Source organism: Labrenzia sp. ATLA3 (genome assembly GCF_057180185.1).
The window spans coordinates 595,281-614,171 of record NZ_JBXUKV010000001.1 but is presented as its reverse complement, the minus strand read 5'-3'; the positions used below and the strand labels follow the sequence as shown (position 1 = coordinate 614,171).

Genomic DNA, 18,891 nt, shown 5'->3' with positions numbered 1-18,891 from the left:
ACTATATGCGCTTTAACCGAACGCTTACCATAATTCGACATAGTTTGCCGATATTTTGGAGTTTCAAGTGATGAATGCTGAACGGCAGACACATTCCGAAGACGACATGGCGCTGGATCTGGGTGGTCTGTTGCGGACGATCGCGCGATCCCTGGGCTGGCTTTTGCCGCTTACGCTTTTCGTTACGGTTGCCGTTTTTCTGGGGCTTCAGTTTGTTGCGCCCAAATACAAGGCCGAAGCGCGTATCATCATTGAAAGCACGGACAACTTGCCCGGTGCTGCGCGAGGGCAGGAGGAAGAGCGGGCCTTGCTGGACAGTGAAGGTGTTGTCAGCCAGGTGCAGCTTCTGAAGTCCGCTGACCTGGCACGCCGCGTTGCGAACAAGCTCAACCTTGCTGCGATTCCCGAATTCGATGCCAATGACGATGGCAGCCTCGTGAACATTCTGTTGTCTCTGGTCGGGCTCGGCACCAAGACGGAAGGCAACAGCCAGGAAGAACGGGTCCTCAAACACTATTACAAGAATCTGGAAATCTACCGGCTGGAGGGTTCCCGCGTCATCGCGGTCGATTACACCGCCGAAAGCCCGGTTCTGGCTGCCAAGGTCGCCAATACGATTCTTGACGAATATCTGTCGGTTCAGTCCAGCGCCAAACGTCAAACGACTGAGCGGGCCTCCGCAGCTCTGGAACCTCAGATCGTTGAATTGCGCAAGGAAGTTCAGGCGGCGCGGCAGGCGGTGTCTGATTTCCGTGCGCGCGCCGATCTGCTGATAGGCGCCGACAACATCCCGCTCAATCAGCAGCAACTTGCCGAAACAAGCACGGCTTATTCCGAAGCTCAGTCCGCCAAGGCTGAATCGCAGGCAAAGGCCGATCTCATTCGCGAACTGTTGAACTCCGGTGGATCGCTTGAAACCGCCAGTGAAGTTCTGAGCTCCGCGCTCATCCAGCGGCTACGCGAACGCCAGGTCGAAATTCAGTCGAACATTGCCGAACTTTCCATCACGCTGCTGCCCAACCATCCCCAACTCAAGGCTCTACAGTCTCAGCTTGGGGATTATGACCGGCAAATCCGGTCGGAAGCGCGCAAGGTTCTGCAGGGCCTGGAAAATGATGCCAAGGTGGCAGACCAGCGCGCAAAGGCGCTCGGAGCTCGCCTTGACGAGTTGAAAAAGGCCGCCGCTAAATCCAACGCCGATCAGGCACGGCTAACGGAACTGGAGCGGGAAGCCAATGCCAAGGCGGCCCAGCTTGATCAGTTGCTTTTAAGCTATCAGGAAGCCGACTCCCGCTTGCGGGCACAGGTTCTGCCCGCCGATGCGAGGATCATCTCGCGGGCCAGCGTTCCGGTGGAACCGGATTCGCCAAAGATCATTGCCAGCACCATCATCGCCGCGCTTGTGACCTTTATTCTCGGCTGTGCATTTGTGCTCATGCGTGAATTCCTGAACGGAGCCGCGCTTTACAGGATGCAGGATGGCCCCTCTGCCGGGCAACGCGTTGCCCCGCCCATGGAAGAGCGGCCACAGACCGGGCCTGACGAATCCTCGCGAGTTGGAAACCCTGGCTGGGGCGGCGGCTATGGTCAGACCGTCGCCAGCTACAGGATAGAGCCCGGCGAGTGGAACACATCCGATACGCCTCGTGCGGCAGAACCGGACGTGCCTGAAACAATTGAGAGTGTTGAAAACGGAGAGAGCGTTCCGGAACCAACCGAAGAAAAGGTTTCCGAGAAAACACCTGAGCCACAAGCCGAGACCCCGGAGAAGCCCGTTCGACCGAAGGGCCGCGTTGGGATTCTGGCCGGCAAGCTTCTTGGCCGTGGAAAAAAGACCGGCCAGGATGCCGAAGTCAGCCAGGCCTCTGTTGCAGACAGCCCGGTCCCGGTGGCAGACAGCCAAGACCCGATCGACGACATACGGGGTTCCAAAGACATCGACGAGGACGCCCCGGAAGCGGACGTCATGCCTGCAGCGGTTGTTGCGGCAACCAGGTCCAAACGACGTGACAAGCCTGAAGAACAGCTGAAGACGATGCATGCGGACGATGTTGAAGCAGCAGGCCGCGTCGTTGTTCTCAGTGTGGACGACGAAGCCCTGTCTCATGAACTCGCGTTCGATCTGATCCGGAAAGCCGCCGGACGTGGCAAGTCTTCGCTCATCATGGAGGTCTTCCCCGACCAGTCCAACTCGAAGGGTGCGGAAGGCTTTTCCGATATCGTTGCCGGCACAGCTCCCTTCGCCAAGGTGGTTTACAGGGATGCAGGGTCAAAGGCGCATATCATCGAGGCAGGCCGCGTCGCAATCACGGACGAGATGGTGAATTCGGAGCGTTTCAAACTGGCTCTGGAAGCGATCAAGTCGACATACGAAACCGTTGTCGTTGATCTCGGGGCCATTGATGGATCGCTGGCAAGTGCCCGCATGTTGAGTTTTGCGGACAGGGTTTTGATTGCTGCGTCTGCCCCAGACCACAGTCACGAACTGCAGAGCGCGGCGAACCTTCTGGCGCACAACACCGGAGCAAAGGTGGAAGTCGTGATACCAGATGGCGCTGGTCCGGGGCCGCGTCGAAACGGCGACGGACACGCCGCCTGAAGGGCTGGCCTGCACCAGTAGACAGGCGCTTTCCTCAGCCGCCCTGGCCGATGCCTGCTTTCCACTTCCTCAGACGCCGGATCAGCGGCCATAGGGTCGCGGAATTGCGCAGACGGGCCTTCGTATTCAAGCGTGCTGCCTCCAGGCGCAAGCGCAACGCTCCCTTCCAGCTCATCGCCAGCAGACTGTCTTTCAGCAACACAGGCTCCGCCCAGCCGGTCTTGTAGCGTTCTTCGCCAAGGCCAAGGTCAAGTGTGTCGAGCCTTGGGTCCACACATGCCTGCGCGATAATTTCCTTGATCAGCACCAGACCGGGGCTGTTGGGCAGCATGTCGTCGTGGGCGACGCTGTTGCTGTAGGCGTAAAGGGTCGTTCCATGTTCGGCGCACAGATAAGTGGCCCGGATCCGACCTTCCGTTTCCAGAAACCAGAGGTCCAGCGGATTTGGCTCCTGAACCTGTGTGTCAGCCGTTGCGTTGAGCCCCAGCGCGGTGGTGAGAAACGTTCTGGCGGGAAGTTGCGAGAAGACATTGGGGATGCCTGCTGCTTTCGCTCTAAAGGCACGTTGCTCGAAAAACGCGTCCAGGCCGCGTTGCCTGTCGGCGTGGTCAGAGGCTTTGACAACCCTGTAGTCACCGGCGGCACGCAGGTGCCGTTCCTTGCGCAGAAGGTTCTTGCGTGACGACTTGCTGTGTGTGGCATTGAAAAACAGCTCGAAATCATCGGGCAGGGCAGAGGCAAAAACAGGGCTCGGGCTTGCAGTGGCGCACTCCATGACCAGTGGATGGCCGCGGCCCTGCCAATTGTCTGGAACGTTTTCCAGTTTCAGGAGGTCTGCACCGATCTGCCGGCAGACGTCAGACAGCAAGTCCTGCATTTCTGCCGGAGTGACAGTGCGGTAAAAATCTGCATTCCAGAGACCGGTGTTCTGGTTGCCGTTCTGGTGGCCGAGAAAGGTCAGGGTGGACATGCCCGCGGATCTTTCCAGTTGCAGAGGCAGCACGAAGAGAGGCTCATCCTGTCGCCGGCCTACGACGATTACAGGAACGCAGTTCAAGCTTTTGCCTATCGTCTCGAACCAGCTGATGAGCCAGGAGGGAGACTGGTAGGGATTACTGTGCGGCACACTCTTTAGTTGTTGCCAGTCGGGCTGCGCTTCGCTAAGCCTCGAGAAAATGGACAGTTCAAGATTGGCTGCGGCCATGGTGTTCACCTTACAACCGTGCGCTTGGTGAACAGGCTGATACGGCATTTGAAAATTGGATAAACCATTTTGAACGAACATTGAGGAAAGACTGGACGCCGCGATGGCAGATCGAGCTAAGTCTCGATAGATTTAGCAATAATTGTTAAAGAAACCGTGCCTAACTGGCACATTCTAGCAAGGCGGGCATTGCGGCCACATGGGCATGCGGCAAAAAACGGTAACACGCGCATTCAGTGTACTGAAGGGAACGGGGCTCGGCCGTATGCTGGCACCGTTCACCCAGGGCTGCGGTGCCGTGTTCATGATGCACCACGTGCGGCCGGCACGCTCTGATGCCTTTCAACCCAACCGTCATCTTGAGATCACGCCCGAGTTTCTGAAACTTGCGGTCGATCGTATCCGCGCCAACGGCTATGAAATCATCTCTCTGGACGAAGCCGTCGATCTGCTCAAGTCCGGCTACGGGCACCGCCGCTACGCGGTTTTGACATTCGATGACGGCTACCGGGACAATCTCACTGTTGCCTATCCGGTCCTCAAGGAACTGGAAGCACCTTTCACGGTGTTCGTCACCAGCGGTCTGATCGATCGGACCAGTGAGCTGTGGTGGCTCGCTCTGGAGCAGATCGTTGCGGAAAATGAGGAAGTGGTCTTTAGCGACGCGCAGGGCAGCACCGGTATCCCGTGCAGAACCGTCGCGGAAAAGAATGCGTGTTTCGATAAAATCGTCGATCATCTGACGCTGGAAGTCGCCGAACTGGATCAGCGCAAGATCATTCGGTCGCTTGCCGAAAGATATGGTGTCGATCTGAGAGCGCTGGCCGACAGGCAGATGATGTCCTGGGACGAGACGCGCCAATTGGCTGGCGACCCGCTGGTGACCATCGGTGCTCACAGCCGCAATCATTTCGCCATGGCACGGCTGGACGAAGACGCTGCCCTTAAAGACGTGAGTGAGGGGCTGGAACGGCTTGAGAAAGAGCTTGGCCGCCGACCAAAACACTATGCATATCCGTATGGAAAATCACACGCAGTCTCCCAGCGCGACGCGGATATTTTGCGGGAGATCGGCTTTGCTTCGGCTGTAACGACGCTTCCCGGTGTGCTTCAATCCGTCAACGCACGGGACCCGATGATGTTACCGCGTGTCTCGCTGAATGGCCGCTTTCAGGACCCTTCGGTCGTAGACCAGTATCTGACAGGCGCACCTTTCGCGCTGTACCGGGTTGCCCGGTGGGCCGCCAATGGTTTTGGTGTCAGGTCCGGTTTTTCCCGCCTCTTTCCATCCACCAGATAATCGCACCCGCCGGGATCACCCAGGCCAGTCCTGCGATGCCGAAGTAGATGAAGCGGATCGTGTTCGACGATTGCTGCAGGGTCAGATCGCCGATCACCATCGCGGTGAGGGCATAAACCACCACGAAAACCACCAGCAGCACCATGCCGATAAACTTGCGAAACGAGGGAACCATTGTCAGGCGTTTCCGTAATGCGAGTGTGAAGCCGCGATGAGGGACCTTTTGCCGCAAATTGCCCCGGACCGCTTGCCGTCTTGCTTCTGCACCTATATCTCCGCAAGCCAAAGGTCAAACTCACGATAAACATTTCCGGAAGCGGGTCATGATTGCAGTTGCAGAAGGTGTGAAGAGCGAGCAGATGCTTCCGGCCAAATTGCAAAAGGTGCGGCAGAACAGGGCTCTTATCCGATGGTGGCTCTATTGCGTGTGTGCGCTGATCCTTGCCATGGTCGTTGTCGGCGGAGCCACGCGGTTGACCGAATCCGGCCTGTCGATCACCGAATGGAAGCCCATTCACGGTGTCATTCCCCCGCTCAGTGAAGCCGAGTGGGAAGAGGAGCTGGAAAAATACCGGCAAATTCCTGAATACCAGCTCATCAACAAGGGCATGAGCCTGGAGGAATTCAAGTTCATCTTCTGGTGGGAATGGGCACATCGGCTGCTCGGCCGGTTTATCGGTGTCGCCTTCTTTGTGCCGATGGTGGCCTTCTGGGCAATGGGGCGGATCGAGCCCTGGTTGAAGCCCAGACTGCTTGTCGGCCTTGCGCTTGGCGGCCTTCAGGGTTTTGTCGGCTGGTGGATGGTGGCGTCCGGGCTGGTTGAACGTGTGGATGTCAGTCAGTACAGGTTGGCGACCCATCTCACGCTCGCATTGTTCATTTTCGCCTATCTTTTCTGGATTGCGAGGCGGCTGACACCGCTGCCAGCTCCCGAGCGCACGGAACAGGAGCGTCTCGCGGGGCTGGGAAAACTGGTCCTTTGTCTGGTCTTCGTGCAAATTTTCCTGGGCGGTCTCGTCGCCGGATTGAATGCCGGTTTGACCTTCAATACCTGGCCCCTGATGGATGGCCAATTTATCCCGCGTGGCATGCTGGCCATTCAGCCTATCTGGCTGAACTTTTTCGAAAACGTGATGACGGTCCAGTTCCAGCATCGCATGACGGCCTACGTGCTGGTGTTCACCGGTGTAGCGCTGGCCTGGAGCACGTTCCGTGTGAGCCGGCGCAAGGAGCTTCGCAGGGCAGGCGCGCATGTGGGTGGATTTGTGCTGCTGCAGGCACTCTTCGGCATTCTGACGCTGCTCTGGCAGGTGCCGCTATCCATCGCGTTGGTGCATCAGGGCTTCGCGGTCGTCGTCCTGGCGGCTGCCGTCGACTATGTAGCTGTTCTGAAGGGGCCGTTTGCCATCCGCAACTAGTGTGCGGAAAAGGCCTTTCCACGCGTAAACACGCAGCCGCGAGGCGGTGCCAGGCGAGTTGCCCCGAAGTTGAGATCGCAAAGAAAAGCCCGCCGGTTGGCGGGCTTTTCGTCTGTTTCGCTGATGTTTGTTATCCGGCGAGCGCCTGATCGAGATCGGCGATGATGTCGTCGACATCCTCCAGCCCAACCGAGATACGCACCACATCCGGGCCCGCACCGGCAGCCGTCTTTTGTTCGTCCGAGAGCTGGCGGTGCGTGGTGGAGGCGGGATGGATGATCAGGCTACGCGTGTCGCCGATATTGGCCAGGTGCGAGAACAGCTCCACCTTGCTGACCAGCGCGACACCCGTGTCATATCCGCCTTCCACGCCAAAGGTGAAGACTGCACCGGCGCCCTTGGGCATGTATTTCTGCTGCAGGTCGTGGTGCTTGTCCTCCGGCAGGGCTGCGTAGGACACCCATTTCACCTTGTCATGGGCAGCAAGATGAAGCGCGACTTTCTTGGCATTGTCCGAATGACGTTGCATGCGCAGGGGCAGGGTTTCGATGCCCGTCAGGATCATGAAGGCGTTGAAGGGCGAAATCGCCGGTCCGAGATCGCGCAGACCAAGCACGCGGCACGCAATGGCGAAGGCAAAATTGCCGAAGGTTTCGTGCAGGACGATGCCCTGGTATTCCGGACGTGGCTGGGACAGCAACGGATAGTTGCCGCTGGCGGACCAGTCGAAGCTGCCGCCGTCGACGATGATGCCGCCCATGGAATTGCCGTGACCGCCCATGAACTTGGTCAGCGAGTGCAGGACGATATCCGCACCGTGTTCGATCGGGCGGCACAGGTAAGGCGTTGCCATGGTGTTGTCGACCACCAGCGGCACACCCTTGGTCTTTGCGATTTTCGCAATTGCCTCGATGTCGACAACGATGCCGCCCGGATTGGCGAGGCTTTCGATGAAGATCGCGCGTGTGCGGTCGTCAATGGCCGCTTCGAAGGATGCCATGTCCGCCGGGTCGGCCCACTTCACGCCCCAGCCGAAGCTTTTGAAAGAATGGTTCAGCTGGTTGATCGATCCGCCATAGAGCTTGTTGGCAGCTACGATGTTGTCGCCCGGCTGCATCAGACTGTGGAAACACAGGAGCTGTGCCGAATGGCCGGAAGCTGTCGCAAGCGCGGCGGTGCCGCCTTCAAGCGCTGCAACGCGCTCTTCAAGAACAGCCGTCGTCGGGTTGGTAATCCGGGTGTAGATGTTGCCGAATGCCTGCAGACCGAACAGGGAAGCTGCGTGATCGACATCGTCAAAGACGAACGACGTCGTCTGATAAATTGGTGTCGCCCGCGCGCCTGTTGATGGATCCGGCGCAGCGCCAGCGTGAATCGCAAGAGTGGAAAAACCCGGAATATTGTCGCTCATAAAAGACCTCCCTGTTGGATTGGCGGCCAGTTTGACCGAAGCCGCATGGCAGGTCAAAGAACGATTTTGCGGTTTTGTGAGCTAAAGGAAATTAAGTTTGTCAAAGCTTTAGGCTGAATTGGCCGGTGCGCAGTATATCGAGGTCTGGCGAAAACCTCTAATGGTCGGACCGGGTGTTGCGGTTCTCCAGCTTTACGCCGAAATAGACACCGAACAACAGTGTGGCTGCCAGCAGCGGCAGGCTCCAGGCCAGAAAGGTCATATCTGCGAGGACAGCAAACAACGCGGCCTCCTTTGAGCCTCAAAAATGTCGATGCGAGGGAGAAGGTTAACGATGTCTTATGGATGAAAGGGAAAGAAATTCGCGGGCATTCGGGGCAAATTGAGTGAAAGCTCTTATAAATAGAAATTAAAATTCTCAGATTTCGTCGGATGGAACGGCTCTGTTGCGTTTGGTATCGCGAGCTTTCTCCGCAGCCGCCTTCTGCAGATGAATCAGCACTGCGATACAGACGACGAATGCGACAGTCGCCAGAGCGAATATCATGACCCATGCCCTCTCGAAACTGCCCTCATAGGCGGAACCTCGCCAGAAGGCAGGCCAATACCACAACCCTCGATCAACCTATCCTAGCAGAAACAAGCAGAGCTTTGCAGCAGGAGCGCATATGTTGACCCCAATTTATTCGCCACTTTGCTCCCGTTCGCCGGAGCCGGCTTTGTCGCGGGTCCAGGTTTCGTCGCGATCGGCGAAGGGCGAACCGTGTCGAGCCTTGTGAACGAACGCAAACAGCAGCAGGGCAACCAGACCCGCCATGGCCATGAGGACCCACTCAAATGCGGTAAACAGGTTCGGGTCTTGGGTCATGCTGCCTCCCGCTGCTGATGCCATCCGGTTGCTCGGGTCTCGATAAACGAGCTACCCGCGAGCATTGTGCGAAGCTGATGCGTTGGGGAAAATCAGTTGTCTTTTTCCCCGGAAAGCCCACGATGCTGGAACCCGGCCTTGAGGGCAGGGCGCTTGGAGGAAAGGGTTCTGGAATTTACGCCGGCCCAGCCGATTTCACCGGATAATCGGCCGTATTCAATCTTCGGGCAGCGATCCATCACCATCTTGATGCCCGCTTCTTCCGCACGGGCCGCGGCCTCGGCATGGCGAACTGTCAGTTGCATCCAGATGACCTTGGGCAGCTTTCCGCTGGCAATCACTTCATCGACGATTGCACCGGCAGCTTCGGAATTGCGAAAGATATCGATCATGTCCGGCACCGCCGGCAATTCGTCCAGAGACGCATAGACCTTCTGTCCCAGGATCTCCTTGCCCGCCTGACCCGGATTGATGGGCCACACTTTGTATCCTTTGGACAAAAGGTACTTCAGCACAAAATAGGACGGCCGGACATTGTTGGCACTCGCGCCGATCATGGCGATGGTTTTCACCTCGTCGAGAATACCCTTGATATAGGCGTCCGCATAAGTGTCGTGATTCATGGAATGGAGATCCTCAGATTTACCGGGTCATCCAATTCGAAATGCCGCCGGGCCGCAAGGGGCCTTGTGCCGCATTCCGGTCTTCCTTGAAGATTTATGAAACTGCGCAGGGACGGTCAGGCGCCCCGAACCGTTCACCGGTAAACAGGAGAGGCCAGACAGGCAAACGGAAGGCGGCGTCGCATGGGTGAATTGAAAAAGCGGTTCCAGAAGGTATTGGAGGCAATCGACCAGACGCTGGACGGTCCGCTTGACGTTTCTGCGCTTGCCGGTGTTGCCGCCTATTCGACGTTTCACTTTCAGCGCCAGTTCTCGGCGTTCTTCGGCCTGGGCGTTGCCGACTACCGGCGGCTTTTGAAGCTGAAGCGCGCCGGGCAGCAGCTGGCTTTCAGGGTGGAACTGCCGGTCACGGCGATTGCCTTCGACGCGGGCTATGAAAATCTTGAAAGCTTCTCGCGTGCGTTCAAACGCGTTTTCGGGCACAGCCCGTCGGCGTTCCGGTCAACACCCGACTGGTCTGTCTGGCACAGAACCTACGACCCCTTACTGCAGTTGAAAGGACAGTTCATGTCGGATCAGTCCCTTGATGTCTCGGCCGTCCGGATCGTCGCTTTTCCTGAAACAGCCGTCGCCATACTCGAGCATCGCGGACCGCCACAGGAGGTACCAGCGACCGTCCGGCGTTTCATCGCTTGGCGAAAAGCACATGCAAGCCCTCCGTCCAGAAGCGCGACGTTCAATATTCTCTATGACGACCCCAAGACGGCGCTGCCTGAGGATTATCGGATCGGTGTTTGCTGTGCTGTCACCGGGCCAGTCACAGAAAATGATGAGGGTGTGGAACCTGGAACGATACCGGCAGGGCGCTGCGCTGTTATCAGGCATTCCGGTCCGCTCGACTTTGCCGAAGAAACGATCCGCGCCCTGTATCGCGACTGGCTGCCGCAAAGCGGGGAGGAGCTGCGCGACTATCCGTTGTTCGTTCAACGCCTCAGTTTCTTCCCGGACGTTCCCGAGCACGAGGCGCAGACCGACATTTTCCTGCCGCTGAAATAATGGGGAACCTCGCTGAACCTCACTGGCAGCAACGTGAGCTGCCGGTAGGGTTCAGGCCAGTTTTGCCGCCTGATCCTTCCGGAGTTCCTTGCGGATCATCAGCTTCAAACCGGACCAGATTTCGTCGACGGCACAAACCTTGACGTCCACGAGGCCCGTCGGCAGGCAGAGTTCGCGAATGGTATCTTCGGTGATATCCGTTGGCACCTTGCTGGCCTTTTTCGGCCAGGACACCCAGATCATACCATTCGGGGCCAGCACGTCCCGAATGGCTGCCAGATGGCCGGCAAGATCCGCCCGTTCCGTAACAAACACATGCGCGCAATCAAGAGCGGGCTCCGGCGTGGGGATTGTCACCACGCCGGGGTCTTGGGTCTGCAGAAGCTTGGCAATGCCTTCCGGCATCCGGTGACGCCAGCAAACCATTCCGGGTTTCAGCCCGAGCTTTGCAGACAGCGGACGTCCGGAGTAACCGGCTTCTGGCATGGCTTATCCTTGAGGCCTTTGAATAGCTGGCCGGATCAGCTGTCCGTCCATTCGGGTTTGCGTTTTTGCAGAAAGGCATTGATGCCTTCTTCCGCATCCCGCGCCATCATGTTGTCCACCATGGTCTGTGCTGCAAAATCATAGGCATCCGACAGTGGCATTTCCAACTGACGATAGAAGGCCTCCTTGCCGATTTTCAGCGTCTTGGAGGACTTGGAAGCGATCGTTTCCGCGTATTTCTGAACAACCTGCTCCAGGTAGTCACGCGGGACGATGCGGTTGATCAGGCCGAAATCCTTGGCCGTGGACGCATCGATGCTTTCGCCCGTCAACAGCATTTCCATGGCCTGTTTCGGCGCAACATTGCGGGACAGCGCAACCATGGGCGTGGAGCAGAACAGGCCGATGTTGACGCCCGGTGTACAGAAAGTGGCCGTGTCGGTGGCAAGGGCAAGGTCGCAGGAGGCAACCAGCTGGCACCCGGCTGCGGTGGCAACGCCCGTCACCACGGCGATCACCGGCTTGGGCAGACGGACGATCTGCTGCATCAGGTCCGAACACTGGCGCATGATCCGCTCATAGGTCGCCTTGCCGCCGTCAGCGTCTCCGCGCGCTGCGGTCAGTTCCTTCAGGTCGTGCCCCGCGCAGAATACCTTGCCTTCCGCACCGAGCAGGACAATACGCACGGCAGGGTCTTCAGCGGCTTTGCGCAACTCCCCGGCAAGGGCGGTCATCATCTCGCTCGACAGAGAATTCATCCGCTCCGGCCGCTGCATCACGATCCGGTAAACGCCCTCATGAAGAAGCGTTGAGAGCATCGGTTTCTGGATCTCGTCATTTGCTGCGGTTTCGGACATGGAACGCTCCTCCAGGGTTTGCTTTGCTGTGGTTATAGCCGAGGCGGGCAGGGCGGCGAAAGTGTTCCTTCGGCTGGTGACCGCTTCCGATCACAGATGGTTTATCTGACGATGCGCCAAGTTGCTGGCGGTTCCCCCTGTTTCGGTTATCCTTTGGTCATGTGGAGGCTTTCCCAAGTCCGCTCACTTGCAGGTGCAGTCGCTCTGCTTCTGGCTCCTCTCGGTCCGGCGCTCGCGCAGGAACAGGTTGATGTCGCTCTGGTTCTTGCGGTTGATGTCTCGCGCTCCATGTCGCCAGAAGAGCTTCAGATTCAGCGTCGCGGCTATGCGGCCGCCATTGCCAGCCCGGAAGTGGTGCGCGCCATCGGCTATGGCGCCCATGGTCGGATCGCCCTGATGATGTTCGAGTGGGCCAACGAAAGCCACGCGCGCGAGATTGTCGGATGGTCGGTGATCGAGAACACTGCGGACGCTCAGGCCTTCGCCGGCAAGGTTATGGCCGATAGCACCTACGGGCAGCGGCGCACCTCGATTTCCGGAGCAATCAGACATGCCTCGGCCTTGCTTTTCGACGCCCCCTTCAAGGCGGACCGGCGGGTGATCGATATTTCCGGGGATGGTCCCAACAACCAGGGCGCTGCTGTGGAGCAAGCCCGCGATGCCGCGGTGGAGGCCGGGCTGGTGATCAACGGATTGCCACTGATGACCACCGGCGGCATGGGCTTCCAGTTCAATATCCCGGATCTCGACGTCTATTATCAGCGCTGTGTCATCGGCGGGCCCGCCAGCTTCGTCATTCCAGTGGATGACTGGGAACAGTTTCCCGAAGCTGTCCGCCGCAAGCTCATTCTAGAGATCGGCGGCGTCACTCCTCCAGAGCCGAAAGTCATTCCAGCCCAATTCACCTTCGAGGAACCATACGATTGCCTCGTGGGCGAAAAGATCTGGCGGCGTATGCGGGATCAGTATTTCTGGGATCAGTAGCGGCGGATCCGTTCTGCCGCTCTTTCATGCTTGCCCGCTTTTTCGCTCAGGCTGTCAGCCCCGGCGCCGCCTCCGTCTGCGCTCGCCCCCGCTTGCATCCGAACCGGCGTCTGCTTCCTTGCGCTCGGGCAATTCGACAGCGGCCCGGAGATTGGGGAAGCGATCGACCTTGTTGGGCAGCGCCATGGCATTGACGAAATGCTCCTGGAACTTTGGCTCCAGGGCTGTCTCGATTTTCTCGATATCCCGAACGGTCTGTTCGATCTCGCGCCTGTAGCCCCGGTTGAGCAGCGCCATGCGCGCGCCTGTGCCTGCGGCATTGCCGACGCCGGAGACACCCTCCAGCGGGCAATCGGGAAGGAGCCCCAGGATCATTGCGTATTTTGGGTCGATGTAGCTGCCGAAAGCACCAGCCAGACGAATGCGATCCAGTGCATAGGTACCCAGCTTGTCCTGCAGCAGTTTGACACCGGCATAGAGCGCGCCCTTGGCAAGCTGGATCGCGCGGATGTCCGTCTGAAGGATCGAGATTTCGACCCCATCGCTGGCAATCACATATGAAAAAGTCCGGCCGGTGGATTTGACGCGCGGGGTCCGCTCGGCCATCGCGCCATTGATCACGCCATCTTCGGTGATGAGCCCGGCCAGATACATCTCGGCAACCGCCTCGATGATGCCCGAACCGCAGATGCCGGTGACACCGACGGTGTCGACCTTCTCGGCAAACCCTTCTTCGTCCGACCATTCATCGACGCCGATCACCTTGAAGCGCGGCTCAAGGGTTTCCTTGTCGATGCGGATGCGCTCGATGGCACCGGGCGCGGCGCGCTGTCCGGAAGAAATCTCGGCGCCCTCGAACGCGGGGCCAGTGGGAGAGGAGGCCGCCAGCAGCCGGTTTCTGTTGCCCAGAACGATTTCTGCATTCGTGCCGACGTCAACGAGCAGGGTGATCGCGTCAAGCTTGTATGGGCTTTCAGCTAGCGTTGCAGCCGCGGCATCGGCACCGACATGGCCGGCGATACAGGGCAGCATGTAGACACGGGCTCCCGGGTTCAGTTCCAGATCCAGATCGCGCGCGTTCAGTACCATGGCGTCGGAAGCCGCCAGCGCGAAAGGAGCCCCGCCAAGTTCCACCGGATCGATACCGAGAAACAAGTGGTGCATCACCGGATTGCCGACAAAGGTCGCGTCGAGCACATCCGTGCGGTCCGCGCCGACATCGCCGACGAGTTTGCCGATCAGCGCGTTGATGGCATCGCGCACGGCCTTTGTCAGATCCGGCAGCTTTGACGGGTTCATCTGCACATAGGACACCCGTGACATCAGATCTTCGCCAAAGCGGATCTGCGGGTTGGACGTACCGGCGGATGAAACCGTGCGGCCGTTCTGCAAGTTACACAGATGAGCTGCAATGGTTGTGGAGCCGATGTCGACGGCAAGCCCGTAGACCGCAGGCTTATCCCCGGGCCAGAGGGCGACCAGCGTCGGCAGGACGCCTCTATCCTCGTGGATGGCGGCGGTCACCTGCCAATTGCCCTTGCGCAACGTCGTCTGAACGCTCGGCAGCAGGACCGGGTCGATTGCAAGATCGGCAATTCCCGTCTCGGCAATCAGGGCTTCACGCAGCCGGTCGATGTCTCCTCGCGGCGTTTCCATGTCCGGTTCGGTAATCGCAACGGAAACAAGAGAGATCGGGCTATCGGCTTCGATAGTACGAGCCTCTGCGCGTTTGCGCACGACCTGGCGGTTGGTCTGGGCGTCGGTCGGAACATCGACAACAAGGTCCCCCAGGATCTTTGCCTGGCAGGAAAGCCGCCTATCGGCAGGCAATTTGCGCAAGGTTGCATAGCGGGTTTCCGCTTCGGTGGCTCCTTCCAGGTTTTCGGCTCTACTGGTCAGATTTTCCTTGGCGAACGTGCCTTCGGAAACCGAAATCTGGCAGCGCCCGCAAATGCCACGTCCGCCGCATACCGATTCCACATAGACCCCGAGCGAGCGGGCAGCGTCGAGCAGGGGCGTTCCGACGGGAAAAGTTCCCCTGCGTCCGCTCGGTTGGAAAACGACTTTGGCGTGTTTAGCGGTCTCGGTCATGGCTCGCGTTCTGTCACTACCGGTTTTCAAAACTCTGCGGGGATGTCCCCCGACCCGCTCCACCCCGGTAAAGGGAAGAGGACTTGGGCTGTACCCGCCGCAACGAAGTCATCCTAACAACGACTTCGGGTCCGGCGGTTTGAAACGTGTCCCACGACACGCAAAACCCCTCCCCCTTGCGGGGAGGGGATTGGGGTGGGGATCCCATCCTGAAATTGGTGAAAAGCCACCCCGTTTGCAGACGGGAAAGAACCGCAAACTTTTATGTCTGGGAACTCAACCTGCGGACCGGCGTGCTGCGCGTCCGCCACGGCGGCGGCCACCTGAGGAGCCTCCGCCTTCGGACGGTGCCGCAACTGCGCCAGGGGCTGCCGGCTGGTGGTCACGGTAGGTCATGATCCATTCCTGGCAGTTGGGATCGGCACCGTTGAGCACGTTGGCAGCGCGCACGGCTTCCATTTCCTGCGGACGGCATGGGTTCATGATCGCAGACGTCATGCCGGCACCGATGACCATCGGAATGAAGCCGGCATTGATTCCGTGGCGATGCGGCAGACCAAAGGAAATATTGGACAGGCCGCAGGTGGTGTTGACCTTCAGCTCCTCACGCAAGCGGCGCAACAGGCGGAACACCTGCTGACCGGCTGTGCCCATGGCACCGATCGGCATCACAAGCGGGTCCACGACAATATCGTGCGCGGGAATGCCGTAGTCGGCCGCGCGCTGGACAATCTTCCTGGCCACTTCAAAGCGTACGTCCGGATCTTCCGAGATGCCGGTCTCGTCGTTGGAGATCGCCACAACCGGCACGTTGTACTTCTTGATGAGCGGCAGGATCGCTTCCAGCTTTTCCTCTTCACCGGTCACGGAGTTGACCAGCGGACGGCCCTTGGCAACCGCAAGCCCCGCCTCGATGGCGGCGGTCACGGATGAATCGATAGACAAGGGAACGTCGACAAGCTCTTGAACAATCTCGATAGTCTTCACGAGCAGCGGGGGTTCGGTCTCGTTCGGGTTGACCGCGGTCACCCCGGCGTTGACGTCGAGCATGGTTGCGCCCGCGGCCACCTGGGCCAGGGCGTCGGCCTTGACGGTTTCGAAGTTGCCTTCGGCCATTTCCGCCGCCAGCTTCTTGCGGCCGGTCGGGTTGATCCGCTCGCCGATCACACAGAAGGGCTGGTCGAAACCGATGATGATTTCCTTGGTCGCGGAGGCGACAACAGTGCGGGTCATTTATGAGCTCTCATTGGCAGTCAGGATTGAAGACGAAGTCTGAAAAGACCAACTCCCGCGGCTAATCAGCCACTCAGCAGTTTTCTGGATACCGCCAAAGGGGTAGGCGTGAATCTGAGCCAATTGGGTGTCGGGCTGGCTGGTGACGCGGGTCTCCAACGGATCGACCATCGTGTTCGGGTCGTAGCCGGACAGCATGGAGACGACGGCGCCGCCACGCTTTTTCAGGAAGTTGAAGGAGTTTTCAACACCGGCAAAAGCGGCATATTTCAACAGGGTCGTCATCTTGGCCGGACCAGCAACACCGACATGCACCGGGAACTCGTTGCCCCATTCGCGCAACTCGTCCAGCCACAGGCTGACCCGATGCGGATCGAACCCGAACTGGGTCACGATGCGGAACTCGGCATCGCTTTCGCGGGCAAGTTCATGCTTGCGTTGCAGGAAGCTTTTGATCACGTCCGGCTTGATGTCCGGTGCGCCTTCGGGGTGTCCGGCAACGGCGATCTTCTTGATGCCGAGCTTGTCGAACAGACCGGTTTCCAGAAGAGCGACAGAAGAGGTGAGGGGACCGGCTTTCTCGGCTTCGCCCGCAATGGCCAGAACTTCGGTGGCGCCTGCTTCCTGCGTCAGCCGGGTGATGCGGCGCTCGAAGTCCTCGCGGCTTGCATACCGGCGGGCCGCCATATGCGGAACGGCGGTCAGCTTGTTGTCGCGCAGGATGCGGGCTGCGTCGACGATCATGTCTTCCGAGCAGTTGCCCAGATCCGTGACATAAATCTGCGTGCCCGCGGGGATGAACTGCAGAAGCTCGGTCTTTTCGACCACCTGCCTGGGGGACATTTCGGTGGAGGCGGGAAGCCGCCCATTGGCCAACAGGCGCTGATCAGTCATGTTCCGAGCCTCCATTTTCAAGCAGGGTTTTAAGTCTCTCTTTCGGATAGGCAGTGACCAGGTCGGTCAAGGCCGCGTCCGCTTCCGTTTCAAGATCGTCCGTCACCGAAACCGGGTCGGTCCGACGCCACTCCGCCATGTAGGCATCGCTGTCCTTCGCTCCGATCCGCATGGCGCAGGCGTCGATGGCTTCCATGAACATGGCAGGCAGTTCCCGCCGGGCGGATTTACGCCCCTGCTTCACCAGGATCTGTGCCGGGATGTCCCGCCAATAAACGATGATTTTCTGCGCCATTCTCGGAACTTCCTCCTGAGAAACATCATTGCCGGAAGCTTGCTGGCCCAGGACGCCTGATAGCGGCATCAGCACGTGAAAAACCGACTTGTCCGAAGGCTATTTTGCGACGCTCAATCCGCCGGGCCCTTGCCCAGAAACGGCTGCAGCAATCCATACCCCGTCCGTCGCATTTCAAACGGCAGGCCCAGCCTGTCCGCAGCGCGCCGTGCCGCATCCTCAAGGGCCGGGTCATCAGTTTGGGCCAGGTAGAGAACGCGGGTGTAATGGGCGAAATACATGTCCCTCAAGTGCGGGTGCCAGTCGAGACCCAGCGGTTCGATGACCATGGTCTGGAAATGCCGCGCCAGGAAATCGGTCAGATAGAATGTGCCGAGCTGGTCGTCTTCCATCTGGTCGAATTCTTCAATGCCGGTGAAAAAGGCGTAGCAGTGCGCGCCTTCGATGCGCCGCGCGCCGGTTTCCTCCAGCACCCTGTCGAGCAGGCCGCCGGTGCCGCAATCGCCATAGGCCACCAGAATGTCGGAGTAGGTGTCCGCGTTCTTCAGGATGGTTCGGCGGACTTCATCCGGTATCTTGTCCGGCGTGTTGTGCAGCTTCGCCGGAAGGCAGGTGATGTCGACGTGGTCGAGGTTGTTCTTCTCGCGAATGGCGATGACCTCGCGCGCCAGGGCACCGCAGGCAATAACAAGAACGCGGCCGACCTTGTCGTCCGCGCTCCCATCCGTCTCAATCGGAAACAGAGGCTCGCCCACCAGCATTTCGGCAGCCTCCTTGAACATTGCCGTCAGCCCTTGTTGGCCAGCATGTTGTGGCGGCGTGCGATCAGGTCTTTCGCCATTTCCACAGCAACGGCCGCGTCGCGGCAATAACCATCGGCTCCGACAGCTTCACCGAATTCCTCGTTCAGCGGTGCGCCGCCGACGAGCACGATATAATCGTCGCGAATGCCCTTGGCCTTCATTTCGTCGATCACGACCTTCATGTAAGGCATCGTGGTGGTCAGAAGGGCCGACATGCCGAGAATGTCCGGCTGATGCTCTTCGATGGCCGCAAGATAGTTTTCGACAGGGTTGTTGATGCCAATGTCGATCACTTCGAAGCCGGCACCTTCCATCATCATCGAGACAAGGTTCTTGCCGATGTCGTGGATGTCGCCTTTCACGGTGCCGATGACCATTTTGCCGACCTTCGGTGCACCGGTCTCCGCCAGCAGCGGGCGCAGGATGCTCATGCCGGCCTTCATGGCGTTGGCCGAAAGAAGCACTTCGGGAACGAACAGGATGCCATCGCGGAAGTCGACGCCGACGATCCGCATGCCTTCCACCAGAGCCTTGGTCAGGATGTCGTAGGGAGCCCAGCCGCGTTCCAGAAGAATGTTCACGGCATCCAGGATTTCTTCCTGAAGACCGTCGTAAAGGTCGTCATGCATCTGCTCGACAAGTTCGTCGTCAGAAAGGGAGGCGAGATCGATATCGTCTTCGTCAGACATTGGCAGCTCCAGCAAGGCGCAACAGGCCATCAACTCAGTGCAAAAGCTTATGCCCCAAGCCGGATTCGCCGATATCTCCA

Annotated in this window: 20 protein-coding genes; 5 read left to right on the top strand and 15 right to left on the bottom strand. The window is 58.9% G+C overall.

All coding sequences use genetic code 11. The features are described 5' to 3' along the window. The first annotated feature begins 70 nt into the window (after positions 1-70). Positions 71-2,599 (top strand): exopolysaccharide transport family protein, encoded by a 2,529-nt coding sequence (locus tag AC2A6O_RS02735; RefSeq protein ID WP_498925635.1) that lies wholly within the window; start codon positions 71-73, stop codon positions 2,597-2,599. Positions 2,600-2,633: 34 nt separating this feature from the next. Here AC2A6O_RS02735 and AC2A6O_RS02730 read toward each other — a convergent pair whose 3' ends face one another. Then, positions 2,634-3,803: a GNAT family N-acetyltransferase gene (locus tag AC2A6O_RS02730; RefSeq protein ID WP_498925634.1), complete on the bottom strand. Its 1,170-nt coding sequence runs from the start codon at positions 3,801-3,803 to the stop codon at positions 2,634-2,636. Positions 3,804-4,008: 205 nt separating this feature from the next. Between AC2A6O_RS02730 and AC2A6O_RS02725 the strand changes: the two genes are divergently transcribed. Continuing rightward, positions 4,009-5,103: a polysaccharide deacetylase family protein gene (locus tag AC2A6O_RS02725; RefSeq protein ID WP_498925633.1), complete on the top strand. Its 1,095-nt coding sequence runs from the start codon at positions 4,009-4,011 to the stop codon at positions 5,101-5,103. Here the strand turns inward: AC2A6O_RS02725 and AC2A6O_RS02720 are convergent. After that, positions 5,063-5,278, bottom strand: a complete 216-nt coding sequence (locus tag AC2A6O_RS02720) for a DUF2842 domain-containing protein (RefSeq protein ID WP_148584297.1) — start codon at positions 5,276-5,278, stop codon at positions 5,063-5,065. The two genes, AC2A6O_RS02725 and AC2A6O_RS02720, sit on opposite strands and share 41 nt — an antisense overlap. A 148-nt stretch (positions 5,279-5,426) precedes the next feature. Between AC2A6O_RS02720 and AC2A6O_RS02715 the strand changes: the two genes are divergently transcribed. Next, positions 5,427-6,521 carry a COX15/CtaA family protein gene (locus AC2A6O_RS02715; protein WP_498925632.1) on the top strand — a complete coding sequence of 365 codons (1,095 nt, stop codon included), beginning with the start codon at positions 5,427-5,429 and terminating at the stop codon, positions 6,519-6,521. A gap of 130 nt (positions 6,522-6,651) precedes the next feature. Here AC2A6O_RS02715 and AC2A6O_RS02710 read toward each other — a convergent pair whose 3' ends face one another. The 5 genes from AC2A6O_RS02710 to AC2A6O_RS02690 form a co-directional block, all read right to left on the bottom strand. Further along, positions 6,652-7,932 carry an O-acetylhomoserine aminocarboxypropyltransferase gene (locus AC2A6O_RS02710; RefSeq protein WP_498925631.1) on the bottom strand — a complete coding sequence of 427 codons (1,281 nt, stop codon included), beginning with the start codon at positions 7,930-7,932 and terminating at the stop codon, positions 6,652-6,654. 157 nt (positions 7,933-8,089) lie between these two features. Beyond that, positions 8,090-8,215 (bottom strand): hypothetical protein, encoded by a 126-nt coding sequence (locus AC2A6O_RS02705; RefSeq protein ID WP_498925630.1) that lies wholly within the window; start codon positions 8,213-8,215, stop codon positions 8,090-8,092. A gap of 135 nt (positions 8,216-8,350) precedes the next feature. Continuing rightward, a complete protein-coding gene (locus AC2A6O_RS02700; RefSeq protein WP_286192622.1) occupies positions 8,351-8,479 on the bottom strand; it encodes a hypothetical protein in 129 nt (42 codons plus the stop codon). A gap of 135 nt (positions 8,480-8,614) precedes the next feature. Further along, positions 8,615-8,800 carry a hypothetical protein gene (locus AC2A6O_RS02695; RefSeq protein WP_148584294.1) on the bottom strand — a complete coding sequence of 62 codons (186 nt, stop codon included), beginning with the start codon at positions 8,798-8,800 and terminating at the stop codon, positions 8,615-8,617. A 92-nt stretch (positions 8,801-8,892) separates the two neighbouring features. Then, entirely contained in the window at positions 8,893-9,423 is a 531-nt protein-coding gene (locus tag AC2A6O_RS02690) for a CoA-binding protein (RefSeq protein WP_148584293.1), read from the bottom strand. A gap of 183 nt (positions 9,424-9,606) precedes the next feature. Between AC2A6O_RS02690 and AC2A6O_RS02685 the strand changes: the two genes are divergently transcribed. Continuing rightward, a complete protein-coding gene (locus AC2A6O_RS02685) occupies positions 9,607-10,479 on the top strand; it encodes an AraC family transcriptional regulator (protein WP_498925629.1) in 873 nt (290 codons plus the stop codon). 51 nt (positions 10,480-10,530) lie between these two features. On the opposite strand, the gene AC2A6O_RS02680 is transcribed toward AC2A6O_RS02685, so the two are convergent. Together AC2A6O_RS02680 and AC2A6O_RS02675 are read right to left on the bottom strand one after the other, a co-directional pair. After that, positions 10,531-10,965, bottom strand: a complete 435-nt coding sequence (locus tag AC2A6O_RS02680) for a DUF3052 family protein (RefSeq protein WP_498925628.1) — start codon at positions 10,963-10,965, stop codon at positions 10,531-10,533. 35 nt (positions 10,966-11,000) lie between these two features. After that, positions 11,001-11,822: an enoyl-CoA hydratase gene (locus AC2A6O_RS02675; protein ID WP_498925627.1), complete on the bottom strand. Its 822-nt coding sequence runs from the start codon at positions 11,820-11,822 to the stop codon at positions 11,001-11,003. A gap of 159 nt (positions 11,823-11,981) precedes the next feature. Between AC2A6O_RS02675 and AC2A6O_RS02670 the strand changes: the two genes are divergently transcribed. Then, complete coding sequence (locus tag AC2A6O_RS02670; protein WP_498925626.1) at positions 11,982-12,806, top strand: DUF1194 domain-containing protein; 825 nt, start codon at positions 11,982-11,984, stop codon at positions 12,804-12,806. 54 nt (positions 12,807-12,860) lie between these two features. Here AC2A6O_RS02670 and AC2A6O_RS02665 read toward each other — a convergent pair whose 3' ends face one another. The 6 genes from AC2A6O_RS02665 to AC2A6O_RS02640 all read right to left on the bottom strand — a co-directional run bounded on the left by AC2A6O_RS02665 (position 12,861) and on the right by AC2A6O_RS02640 (position 18,811). Then, positions 12,861-14,897, bottom strand: coding sequence for an ASKHA domain-containing protein (locus tag AC2A6O_RS02665; protein WP_498925625.1), 2,037 nt, complete (start codon positions 14,895-14,897; stop codon positions 12,861-12,863). A gap of 276 nt (positions 14,898-15,173) precedes the next feature. Next, positions 15,174-16,130: a methyltetrahydrofolate cobalamin methyltransferase gene (locus AC2A6O_RS02660; protein WP_148584287.1), complete on the bottom strand. Its 957-nt coding sequence runs from the start codon at positions 16,128-16,130 to the stop codon at positions 15,174-15,176. Beyond that, positions 16,131-17,024: a methylenetetrahydrofolate reductase gene (locus tag AC2A6O_RS02655; protein WP_498925624.1), complete on the bottom strand. Its 894-nt coding sequence runs from the start codon at positions 17,022-17,024 to the stop codon at positions 16,131-16,133. Next, positions 17,017-17,319 carry a virulence factor gene (locus tag AC2A6O_RS02650; protein ID WP_498925623.1) on the bottom strand — a complete coding sequence of 101 codons (303 nt, stop codon included), beginning with the start codon at positions 17,317-17,319 and terminating at the stop codon, positions 17,017-17,019. Before AC2A6O_RS02650 ends, AC2A6O_RS02655 begins: the two co-directional genes overlap by 8 nt. Positions 17,320-17,432: 113 nt before the next feature. Beyond that, on the bottom strand, positions 17,433-18,101 hold the full coding sequence (locus AC2A6O_RS02645) for a DUF1638 domain-containing protein (protein ID WP_498925622.1): 669 nt from the start codon (positions 18,099-18,101) through the stop codon (positions 17,433-17,435). Between the two features lie 5 nt (positions 18,102-18,106). Beyond that, the gene (locus AC2A6O_RS02640) at positions 18,107-18,811 is read right to left on the bottom strand and encodes a corrinoid protein (RefSeq protein ID WP_148584283.1); all 705 of its coding nucleotides are present in this window, start codon (positions 18,809-18,811) and stop codon (positions 18,107-18,109) included. Positions 18,812-18,891: the final 80 nt, after the last annotated feature.